This is a genomic window from Streptomyces sp. NPDC005576 (assembly GCF_042871745.1).
In the GTDB taxonomy this organism is placed as follows: Bacteria; Actinomycetota; Actinomycetes; order Streptomycetales; family Streptomycetaceae; genus Streptomyces.
The window spans coordinates 151,094-161,828 of sequence record NZ_JBIAJC010000011.1 but is presented as its reverse complement, the minus strand read 5'-3'; the positions used below and the strand labels follow the sequence as shown (position 1 = coordinate 161,828).

General features: G+C 71.2%; 10 protein-coding genes. 5 read left to right on the top strand and 5 right to left on the bottom strand.

The window, feature by feature from the left end; translation table 11 throughout:
- The first annotated feature begins 6 nt into the window (after positions 1-6).
- The 3 genes from ACFYPN_RS21150 to ACFYPN_RS21140 all read left to right on the top strand — a co-directional run bounded on the left by ACFYPN_RS21150 (position 7) and on the right by ACFYPN_RS21140 (position 1,741).
- Positions 7-420, top strand: a complete 414-nt coding sequence (locus ACFYPN_RS21150; protein ID WP_266709517.1) for a roadblock/LC7 domain-containing protein — start codon at positions 7-9, stop codon at positions 418-420.
- A 90-nt stretch (positions 421-510) separates the two neighbouring features.
- Positions 511-1,179, top strand: a complete 669-nt coding sequence (locus ACFYPN_RS21145; RefSeq protein ID WP_389300078.1) for a DUF742 domain-containing protein — start codon at positions 511-513, stop codon at positions 1,177-1,179.
- A complete protein-coding gene (locus tag ACFYPN_RS21140) occupies positions 1,160-1,741 on the top strand; it encodes an ATP/GTP-binding protein (protein ID WP_148021028.1) in 582 nt (193 codons plus the stop codon). Before ACFYPN_RS21145 ends, ACFYPN_RS21140 begins: the two co-directional genes overlap by 20 nt.
- Positions 1,742-2,000: 259 nt before the next feature.
- On the opposite strand, the gene ACFYPN_RS21135 is transcribed toward ACFYPN_RS21140, so the two are convergent.
- Both ACFYPN_RS21135 and ACFYPN_RS21130 read right to left on the bottom strand, forming a co-directional pair.
- A complete protein-coding gene (locus ACFYPN_RS21135; RefSeq protein ID WP_358756564.1) occupies positions 2,001-2,201 on the bottom strand; it encodes an acyl-CoA carboxylase subunit epsilon in 201 nt (66 codons plus the stop codon).
- A 64-nt stretch (positions 2,202-2,265) separates the two neighbouring features.
- A complete protein-coding gene (locus ACFYPN_RS21130; protein ID WP_358756562.1) occupies positions 2,266-3,849 on the bottom strand; it encodes an acyl-CoA carboxylase subunit beta in 1,584 nt (527 codons plus the stop codon).
- Positions 3,850-4,382: 533 nt separating this feature from the next.
- Between ACFYPN_RS21130 and ACFYPN_RS21125 the strand changes: the two genes are divergently transcribed.
- Entirely contained in the window at positions 4,383-5,609 is a 1,227-nt protein-coding gene (locus ACFYPN_RS21125) for a glycoside hydrolase family 64 protein (RefSeq protein WP_389300075.1), read from the top strand.
- Between the two features lie 130 nt (positions 5,610-5,739).
- Here the strand turns inward: ACFYPN_RS21125 and ACFYPN_RS21120 are convergent, their stop codons facing one another.
- Positions 5,740-6,261, bottom strand: coding sequence for a hypothetical protein (locus tag ACFYPN_RS21120; protein ID WP_358756559.1), 522 nt, complete (start codon positions 6,259-6,261; stop codon positions 5,740-5,742).
- A 318-nt stretch (positions 6,262-6,579) separates the two neighbouring features.
- Between ACFYPN_RS21120 and ACFYPN_RS21115 the strand changes: the two genes are divergently transcribed.
- A complete protein-coding gene (locus tag ACFYPN_RS21115; RefSeq protein ID WP_358756558.1) occupies positions 6,580-7,194 on the top strand; it encodes a YceI family protein in 615 nt (204 codons plus the stop codon).
- A 109-nt stretch (positions 7,195-7,303) separates the two neighbouring features.
- Here ACFYPN_RS21115 and ACFYPN_RS21110 read toward each other — a convergent pair whose 3' ends face one another.
- The gene (locus ACFYPN_RS21110; protein ID WP_389300071.1) at positions 7,304-8,965 is read right to left on the bottom strand and encodes an FAD-dependent oxidoreductase; all 1,662 of its coding nucleotides are present in this window, start codon (positions 8,963-8,965) and stop codon (positions 7,304-7,306) included.
- A 102-nt stretch (positions 8,966-9,067) separates the two neighbouring features.
- Positions 9,068-10,480, bottom strand: a complete 1,413-nt coding sequence (locus ACFYPN_RS21105; RefSeq protein WP_358756555.1) for a hypothetical protein — start codon at positions 10,478-10,480, stop codon at positions 9,068-9,070.
- Between the last annotated feature and the right edge of the window lie 255 nt (positions 10,481-10,735).

Below are 10,735 nucleotides of genomic sequence, written 5' to 3'. Positions count from 1 at the left end.
AGCCCGATGAGCCAGGCGGCGCAGAATCTCAACTGGTTGATCACCAGCTTCGTGGACAGCACCCCCGGGGTGTCGCACACGGTGGTGGTCTCCGCCGACGGACTCCTGCTGGCCATGTCCGAGGGGTTCCCGCGCGACCGCGCCGACCAGCTGGCGGCCGTCGCCTCCGGTCTGACGTCGCTGACCGCGGGTGCTTCGCGGATCTTCGAGGGCGGTGCCGTCAACCAGACAGTTGTGGAGATGGAGCGAGGGTTTCTCTTCATCATGTCGATTTCGGACGGATCCTCGCTGGCGGTTCTGGCCCACCCGGACGCCGATATCGGTCTGGTTGGGTACGAAATGGCACTTTTGGTGGACCGCGCGGGCGGCGTCCTGACGCCGGATCTGCGCGCCGAGCTCCAGGGAAGTCTTCTCAACTAGGAGACAGACAGTGCGTTTCTCGTCACCGCGCCATAGGGTGCGGTGGCGCGGCCCCTCTGGGATCGGCGAATGGCAGTAGGAGGAGGAGACGTGGCAGCACCCACAGGCGGACACCCGTATGACGGCAGTCAGCGGGTTCCGGACGAGCACGGGGAAAACCGCTTCAACTTCCCTTCCGCAGCGAGCAGCGAGGGCGGTGCGCAGGGTTACGACCCCTATTTCCCGCCCCAGCAGCCCGTACAGCCGCACCCGCGCGGAGCCGACTGGCCTCAGCATCCGGGACCGGGGTGGTCCCAGCGGCAGCAGTCCGAGTACCAGCCCCGGCAGGAGCCGCCGCAGCGGTTCGAGGCCCCGGCCCCCCGGATCCAGCCGGTGGCGCAGCGGCCTTCGCGGCCCGCGCCGCCGGCACCTGCCGCTCACAACCCGTTGGTCCGTCCGTACGCCATGACCGGCGGACGGACGCGGCCGCGTTACCAGCTCGCCATCGAGGCGCTGGTGAGTACGACGGCCGATCCTTCCCGGCTGCAAGGGCAGTTGCCCGAGCACCAGCGGATCTGCCGGCTCTGCTTCGAGATCAAGTCGGTGGCCGAGATCTCGGCCCTTCTCTCGATCCCGCTCGGCGTTGCCCGGATCCTCGTCGCCGACCTGGCCGAGGCCGGACTCGTCGCTATCCATCAGCCCGGCGGCGACGAGACCGCCGGCGGCCAGCCAGATGTGACACTGCTCGAAAGGGTGCTCAGTGGACTTCGCAAGCTCTAGCGGCGGAGCGGCCCGCTCCACCACCTCGGCGAAGATCGTGGTGGCAGGGGGCTTCGGCGTGGGTAAGACCACGTTTGTCGGTGCCGTTTCGGAGATCAACCCGCTGCGCACCGAAGCCGTGATGACGTCCGCGTCCGCGGGCATCGACGACCTGACCCACACCGGGGACAAGACCACCACCACGGTGGCCATGGACTTCGGACGCATCACCCTGGACCAGGACCTGATCCTGTACCTGTTCGGCACCCCCGGGCAGGACCGTTTCTGGTTCATGTGGGACGACCTCGTACGCGGCGCCATCGGCGCCGTCGTCCTGGTCGACACCCGCCGCCTCGCCGACTGCTTCCCCGCGGTCGACTACTTCGAGAACAGCGGCCTCCCCTTCGTCATCGCCCTCAACGGCTTCGACGGACACCAGCCGTACACCCCCGACGAAGTACGCGAGGCACTCCAGATCGGACCCGACACCCCGATCCTCACCACCGACGCCCGCCACCGCTCGGACGCCAAGAGCGCCCTCATCACCCTGGTCGAGCACGCCCTGATGGCCCGGCTGCGCTGACTGCGCCCACCTCGGGGGGACGCCCCCGCGCGACGAGAAGCCCCGCTCCCCCGGTTGTTCACCGGGAGGTCGGGGCTTCTTCTCGTGCCTGTGCCGTCCGGGTCGTGCCTGTGCCGTGCGGCCCGCCCTCCGGCGGCGAAGACGGCTCTTTCCGGCCATGCAATGGCCCCGGCCGGAGAATTTCCCGGCCGGGGCCTCATGCGTACTCAGAGCGGCCCTCCAGGGCCGTGCGGGGGGTTACGGGCCCCCGGGAGGGGTGTCAGCCCTGCCAGCTGTGCGGGGCGCGGAAGCCGGGGGTGCGCTCCAGGCGGCGCCATCCGGCCGTGTCCCGGAGCCGGCGGGCGGGAACGGGCTGGGCCGCGGCGCGGGCGAGCAGCACGGCGGTGATGGCCGCGAGCTCCTCGGGAGCGGCGTGCCCCTTCTCGACGCGCAGCACGGACTCGGCAGTGGTGACGCTCATGGGATGTCTCCGTCTTCTCGGCAGGGTGTCGTGGTCGGTGCGCGGGTACCGCGCGGGCCGGCGACTACTGCGGGGGGTTGCCGTGCTTGCGGGACGGCAGGTCGGCGTGCTTGTTCCGGAGCATCGCGAGCGAGGCGATCAGCACCTCGCGGGTCTCGGCCGGGTCGATGACGTCGTCGACCAGTCCGCGCTCCGCCGCGTAGTACGGGTGCATCAGCTCGGCCTTGTACTCCTTGACCATGCGGGTCCGCATGGCCTCGGGGTCCTCGGCCTCGGCGATCTGGCGGCGGAAGATGACGTTGGCGGCACCTTCGGCTCCCATGACCGCGATCTCGTTGGTCGGCCAGGCGTAGGTGAGGTCGGCGCCGATGGACTGGCTGTCCATGACGATGTACGCACCGCCGTACGCCTTGCGCAGGATCAGCGAGATCCTCGGCACGGTGGCGTTGCAGTACGCGTAGAGCAGCTTGGCACCGTGCCGGATGATCCCACCGTGCTCCTGGTCCACGCCGGGGAGGAAGCCGGGTACGTCCAGAAGAGTGATGATCGGGATGTTGAAGGCGTCACACATCTGGACGAATCGTGCGGCCTTCTCGGACGCTTCGATGTCCAGGACACCGGCCAGGGACTGCGGCTGGTTGGCGACGAGCCCGACGACCTGACCGTCGAGCCGGGCGAGGGCGCAGATGATGTTGCGGGCCCAGCGCTCGTGGATCTCCAGGTAGTCGCCGTCGTCGACGAGCTCCTCGATGACCTTGTGCATGTCGTACGGGCGGTTGCCGTCGGCCGGCACCAGGTCCAGCAGGACCTCGCCGCGCCGGTCCGCCGGGTCGTCGCTCGCGACCGACGGGGGGTTCTCGCGGTTGTTCGAGGGCAGCATCCCGATGAGGTAGCGGACCTCGGCGATGCAGGTCTCCTCGTCGTCGTACGCGAAGTGCGCGACGCCCGAGGTCTCGGCGTGCACGTCCGCGCCGCCGAGGCCGTTCTGGGTGATCTCTTCGCCGGTGACCGCCTTGACGACGTCCGGGCCGGTGATGAACATCTGCGAGGTCTCGCGGACCATGAAGACGAAGTCGGTGAGGGCGGGGCTGTACGCCGCGCCGCCCGCGCACGGGCCGAGCATCACGCTGATCTGCGGGATGACACCGGACGCCCGGGTGTTGCGCTGGAAGATGCCGCCGTAGCCGGCGAGCGCGCTGACGCCCTCCTGGATACGGGCACCGGCGCCGTCGTTCAGGGAGACCAGCGGCGCTCCGGCCGAGATGGCCATGTCCATGATCTTGTGGATCTTGGTGGCGTGGGCCTCGCCCAGTGCGCCTCCGAAGATCCGGAAGTCGTGTGCGTAGACGAAGACCGTCCGGCCGTCGACGGTGCCCCAGCCGGTGATGACACCGTCGGTGTAGGGCTTCTTGGACTCCAGGCCGAAGCCGGTGGCCCGGTGCCGCCTGAGCTGCTCGACCTCCTTGAACGAACCGGCGTCCAGCAGGAGTTCGATGCGCTCGCGGGCGGTCAGCTTGCCCTTGGCGTGCTGCGCCTCGGTCGCCCGGTCGCTCGGGCCGCGCCGCGCCTGCTCGCGCAGGGCCAGCAGCTCGGCCACCCGGCCACGCGTGTCGCTCGACTCACCCGGGATTTCGTCCACAACGGTCATGTACCGACCCTACGAATCCGGCGGCACAAATACCGCCGTCGAATCCGTACAGTCTCCTGCCCCGTTTCCTGGCGAGGACCGACAGAACCCTCGCACCATGCGTGCGATCCACCATCTCGGACCCACTCCGCATTATGGGGTTCCCACAAAGAGGCGGGAGGGCGTGGAGGTACGCCCGGGAGGGCCGTGCGGGGTCGAGCGTAGTGGAACACCTACTCCGCCGGGTACCGGGGCCGCCGGCCGCCACCCCTCCGCGGGGCCCCCGGCGGCCGGGCCGCGTCGAGGGCCGCACTTCCTTCCACCTCTTGTCGCCTCTCGGCCCGGACGAGGGCGAGTGACACCCCCGCACCTGCCAACACGGGGTTCTTGAAGACGAGTTGTGAAGAAACAACGATACTGAGAGCGCTCTCAGTCACACCTCTTGACCCCTGTGACGGGCGTGGTGAGAGTGGTGCGCACCACAGGGCGGCCCCCACCGTCCGCACGGTCCGGCCGTGCTCCCCCTCTCACCCCCCACCCCTGCGGAGCTCCTCGTGATCTCTCGTCGTACCTTCCTCACCGGCGCGGCCGCCTCTGCCGCGGCGCTCAGCTATCCCGTCTGGGGCAGCGCCCTCTCGCCGCGCGCCTCGGCCGCCGCCGCGACCTGCGAGCTGGCCCTGGTGAACCGCTCGCTCCCCGGCACGGTGCGGGCGTACGTCACCGGCCACGAGCAGTCCACCGACCGATGGGTGCTCCTGCGCGCGGACGGCAGCCTCTACCGGCCGGACTCCCCCGCCGCGGCACAGACCCCCCTGCCGGTCGACTGCTCGATCCCGCTCAACGGGGCGGGCGGCGCTCCGGTGGTGCTGACGCTCCCGCAGATGTACGGCGCCCGGGTGTACTTCGTACGGGACGACACGCTGGACTTCTACCTGAACCCGGGCCCTGCCCTGGTGGAGCCGGCCTTCGCCACCTCCGCGGACCCGAACTACGGGCGGACCTGGTCCTTCTGCGAGTTCACCTTCAACCCGCAGCAGCTCTACGCGAACATCAGCTACGTCGACCTCGTCACGGCGCTCCCGATCGGGCTGACCCTGGAGGGCGACAGCACCCACACCGTCGCCCCGCTGCCCGACGGTGCGGTGCAGCGGATCGCGGACGGGCTGACCGCCCAGGCGGCGGCGGACGGGCAGCCCTGGGACCAGTTGGTCACCCGGGGTGCGGACGGGCAGGTGCTGCGGGTCGTCTCCCCGCAGAACCTCATGGCACCGTACTTCGACCGGCCGGACCAGATGCCGTTCCGGGACCTGTTCACCGCGCAGATCGACCAGGTCTGGGAGCGGTACCGCTCCACCGATCTGCGGATCGACCTGCAGGGCGGCCGGGGCGTGCGGGCCGGCCGGGTCAGCGGGGACACGCTGGTCTTCGACGGGGGCCACACGTTCAGCAAGCCGGTGTCCAAGGACGTCTTCACCTGCAACCACGGCCCCTTCACCAACAACCCCGCCGACTCGGACGACAAGAAGGCCCTGCTGGCGCGGCTGGCGGCGGGGTTCAACCGCTCGATCATGCTCAGCCATCCGGACCAGCCGAACGGGACGACCACCGCGGACTACTACCGGGAGGCCGTGACCAACCACTGGTCCCGCATCGTGCACGCCAACAGCCCGATCGGGTACGCCTTCCCCTACGACGACGTACGCCCGGACGGTCAGCCGGACGTCTCGGGCGCCGCGAACGACGGCAACCCCCGGCGCTTCACCGTGAGCGTCGGTTCCTGATCCTCAACGGTCAAGACCCTCAAGACCCCGCCCCCCGGCCGTCCGGTCCCCCACGGCACGTGTGCCCCCTCCTCCCGCTCCTGACGAAGCGGAGGGAGGGGGCACACGTGTGCGTGCCGGCCCGGCCCGGTCAGCAGCCGCCGCAGTTGTAGTAGGTCACGTCCCAGTGGTTGCCCTCGTTGACGTAGACGTTGCCGGAACCCGCCTGGTACTGGGCGTATCCGTCGCCGCGGAGCCCGATGTAGGTGAAGGTGCCGGTGACGTAGTTGTTCAGGCAGGTGTTCTTCGCGAAGTCGAGCTTGTAGCCGTTCCAGTGCGAGTAGGTGCCACCCGCGTGACCCGTCTCCGTACCCCCGGTGATGTTGAGGGCGCAGCCGGTGGCGCTCTTGAGGGTCTGGGCGCCCTGGGCGGTGGCCAGGTTGAGCTGGTCGAAGGAGGTGCACGTGGCGTTGTTCCGGTCCGAACAGCCGCCGGAGGAGGACCAGGTGATCCCGGACGAGCTGAACCGGGCGGTGGCCTGGGCGTGGGTGAGTTTGGTGGCGGCGTGGGCGTCGGTGGCGCCGCCGAGCACGCCGACTCCGGGGGCGAAGAGGACGCCCAGGACGAGGGCGAGGGCGGTGAGGGCGGAGCGGAGCCTGGGACGGGTCAACATGGGGGGATCTCCTCCTGCTCATGACAACTCTGGTCTGTCGCCGCGCAGCGGAAAGGATGGGACGCGAGAGCGCGGCGCGGCAAGGGCGATACTGCCCGAGTTCTACGCGCGTCCGCCAGACCGCATCCGTGGCGATGCGGTGAATGCCGGGGCTGGCAGGCGGCGACGGCGGGGTCGGGGCCCAGGGAGACGGCCCGCGGAAGGGACTTCGACCTCGATGTTGAACTTTGAACTAAACAGGTCTAGAGTCAATGTCGTTGAAGGTTGAACAACCCGATCGCCTTCGACTTCCTGGATCACGTCTCCTGAGGAGGAGCCATGGCTCTGTTCAACCGCAAGGCCGCCGCCACCACGACCGCTGTCGCCGAGAAGCCCGCCGTGGACCCCGCGCTCGCCGCCCTGACCGGCACCTACACGATCGACCCGGCCCACAGCAGCATCGGCTTCACGGTGCGCCACGCCATGGTGACGAACGTGCGCGGCTCCTTCGGTGAGCACGAGGGCACCCTGGTGCTGAACGGCACCGACCCCCACCACTCCACCGCCTCCATCGACGTCAAGATCGCCAGCATCGACACCGGCATCGCCGACCGTGACGGCCACCTGCGCAGCGGCGACTTCTTCGACACCGAGAAGTTCCCGCTGATGACGTTCCGCTCCACCAGCGCCGAGCAGCTCGGTGGGGACACCTACCGGATCACCGGCGACCTCACCATCAAGGACGTCACCCGCCCGCTCTCCATCGACCTGGAGTTCAACGGCTCGGCCACCGACGTCTACGGCAACGAGCGTGTCGGCTTCGAGGGTGACGCGACCATCCTGCGCTCCGACTGGGGCCTGACCTGGAACGCCGCTCTGGAGACCGGTGGCGTGATGGTCAGCGACAAGGTCAAGCTGACCTTCGACATCTCCGCGATCAAGGCCGCCGCCTGATCCCCGCGTGACCCCGAGCGCGCCCGCCCCTCCCTCCCCCGCCGGGGAGGACCGGGGCGGGCGCTCGCGCGTGCGGGGATGGCACGCCGGGCCGGTCACCCGGTGCCGGTCACCCCGTACGGCGGATCTTCAGGGCGTTGTCCGTACGGGTGGTGGGGTTGCCGTCCGGGTCGTTCTGCACCCGCTCGTGCTCACCGCTGAGGAGCACCTCCCACTCCCCCGGCGCCGGTTCCAACGAGGCCAGCACCTCTTCGGGCGTCGGGAAGGGCACCCGGGGATCCGGGTTCTTCTCCCAGTGCGGGAAACCCGCGTGGCCCACGACCAGCAGAATCCCGCCGGGCGCGACGGCGTCGGCCGCCCGCCGCAGAATCCGCTCCCGGGGCAGGTCCCCCATGGAGTGCAGGAACTGCGCCGACACCAGGTCGAACTCCCCCTCCGGGAAGGACACCCCCAGGTCGTGCCACTGCCAGTCGATCCGGTCGGTGACCCCGGCGTCGGCCGCGTGGCCGGCCGCCCGGCCCAGCGCCACCCGCGACAGGTCGGTCGCGGTGACGTGCCAGCCCTGCCGCGCCAGCCAGACGGCGTCGGCGCCCTCCCCGCATCCCAGGTCCAGCGCGCGCCCCGGCTCAAGGTCCGCCACCTCCCGGACCAGCACGGTGTTGGGGTTCCCGCTCCAGATCCGGTCGCTCTCGCGGTAGCGGTCGTCCCACATCTCGGCGTCGGTACGCGTCCCGGTGTCGGTGCGTGCGGTGCTGTCGTCGGTCAGGTCGTCGGTCATACGGTCTCCCGGATCGGTGGAGGGTGAGCGGCGGGCTTCCACCGCACGGCGGGTGTCTTCGGCGACGAGGTCCGCGTTGAGCGCCGCGGCCGCCTTCAGCCCGGCGGCGGCCGCTCCGACGAGCTGTTCCATGAGGTTGGCGACGTTCCCCGCCACCCACACCCCGGGCACGTCCGTGGCACCCGTCGGGTCGGCGGCGATGTACGTACCCAGGACCTGGCCGGACATCTCCATCGCGGTGGGCACCAGCCCGAGGCCTTCCAGCACGCCGGAGCGTGCGGTGAAGCGCGGCTGGACGACGAGCGCCTCGCGCGCCACCACCTCGCCGGAGGCCAGCCGGACCCCGGTGAGACGGCCGTCCCGCGCCTCGACCCGGGCCACCTCACCTTCCACCACCGTGACGCCCCGCGCGGCGAGCTGTTCGTGCTCCTCCTCGCCGAAGTCGTCCGCCAAGTGCCGGAAGAGCGTCACATCGTCGGTCCACTGCCGCCACAACAACGCGTGGTGCACGGCCAGGGGGCTGGTGGCCAGGACGCCGACGGGCCGGGTGCGCACCTCCCAGCCGTGGCAGTACGGACAGTGCAGGACCCCGGCGCCCCACTGTTCGGCCAAGCCGGGGACGGGCGGGAGTTCGTCCACCAGGCCGGTGGTGACGAGAAGCCTGCGCCCCTCGACCGCCGGCCCGTCCGCGCGTTCCACCCGGAACCCGCCGCCCGGCAGTGCCCTGGCCCCCACCGCCTCACCCGCAACGATCCGCGCGCCGTACGCGGCCGCTTCGGCCCGGCCGTCCGCCAGCAGTTCCCGCGGCGGGACGCCCTCACGGCCCAGGTAGTTGTGGGCGTGCGCCGCGGGCGCGTTGCGCGGCTCCCCCGCGTCGATCACCAGCACCGACCGCCGCGCCCGGGCCAGCGCCAGGGCTCCGCTCAGCCCGGCGGCGCCACCGCCGACCACCACGACGTCGTACGTGTCACACCCCTGCGTCGAGTCACTCATGGGGCAACACCTCCTTGACCGGAGATGGTGCGCCCGCCCCGCGCCGACGACAAGCTTGCTTGCCGGAACGGCAAAATCGGATGGTGACCCAGCGGCACAGGCTCAGAACCCGCCGCCCCCGTCGAATCCTCCCCCGCCGCCGAAACCGCCGCCGTCCCCGAAGCCTCCGCCGTCGCCGAAGCCTCCGCCGTCGCCGAAGCCGGAGGAGTCGAAGTCGGAGCCGGAGACGTCGCCGCCGGACCAGTCACCGCCGGAGCCGAAGTCCCCGCCGCCGTAATCCGCCGCGTAGGCGGGGGTGGAGAGCATCGAACCGAGCATCGTGCCGACCAGCAGTCCGGGGAGCAGCCCGCCGCCGAAGTAGCCGCCGGCCCAGGGCCCGTACGCGGGTCCGGCCTCCCAGTACGGGCGCCGGTGGCCGCCGCCCACGTCGACGGTGCGGCTCGCCGGGTCCTCGCCGTCCTCCAGCCGGGCCCGGTCGGCGGCGCAGACGGGGACCTCGCGGGGGGAGCCGCCGGTGGGGCGCCACCGCGCGTCGGCGACCGAGGGGCCGTGGCGCGGGTCGAAGAAGCAGGGGGGCCTGCGGTCGGGCAGTGCGGAGCCGGTGCGGCGGGCCTCCAGCACGGCGAGGGAGTAGCGGCCGTCCTCCAGGGCCTGGGTGACGGCCCGGACGTCGGCCGGGCGCTCGGCCTTCTCCATGCGCGATTTGGCGCTCTCGTACGAGTCGAGCGCACGCGCGTAGTCGGCGCGCATCGCCTCGTCGGCGCCGGGCTCGCCGGGGCGGAAGTCGAGCCGTTCCAGGGTCTCGCCGTAGGCGGTGATGTCCTCGTCGACGACGACCCTGAGCTTGTCGAGCGCGGCGCTCTCCTCGGCGCGCACCCGACGGCGGTTGCGGCGCACGACCGCGTAGGCTCCCGCGCTGCCGACGACCGCGACCCCGGCGAGGACGAGCAGTCCGGTGCCGGCCGAGCCGCGGGCGGCGGAGCCGTTCCCACCGCCGCCCCAGGACGCGGGGGCATTGCCCCTGGCCTGTTGGAGCGCGCTGTCGACGAAGGCGCCGAGCTGTGCGTCGGTGGAGGTGTCGGCGGCCGGGGCCTTCACGGCCGCGGTGAGGTTGTCGACCGCGCGGACCGGCATGACCTGCGGGTCGGCGCCCGCGTCGAACCCGTCGCCGAGGCGGACGGCGTACACCCCGGTGATGCCGGTGTCGTTGCGCAGGGTCGCCAGCAGTCCTTCCGGGGGGAAGGCGGAGGTGCTCGGGAGCACGGCGACGAACACCGGCTTGTCGGCCTGGGTGATCCGGTTCTCCAGGGCCTTCTCCTGGGCGGTGGAGAGCTGGTCGCGGGCGCCCGGGTCCACGTACACGGGGTCCTTGCGGAGCGCCCGCGCCGCGTCCTCGATCGTGGCGGTCGGCGCGCGTCCCGGGAACGCGGACGCGGCGGGGACGAAGGCCAGGAGCGCGGTCGAGAGCACCAGCAGCAGGCCGGCCAGGAATGCGAACATCTGCCTTTTCCGCATACTTCACGCTACTCCGGACGGCCCGGCCCGCGCGCTGTCCCGGGGTGGGAGGACACCCAGGCGCAACAGCTGTGCCTGGAGGGGACACGCGTGCCCGGACGACAGGCGTACCCGGACGACAGGTGTGCCCGGACGACAGGTGTGCCCGGACGACAGGTGTGCCCGGACGACAGGTGTGCCCGGACGACAGGTGTGCCCGGACGACAGGTGTGCCCGGGCACGAACGCCCTGCCCGGGCACACCCTCGTACGCTCG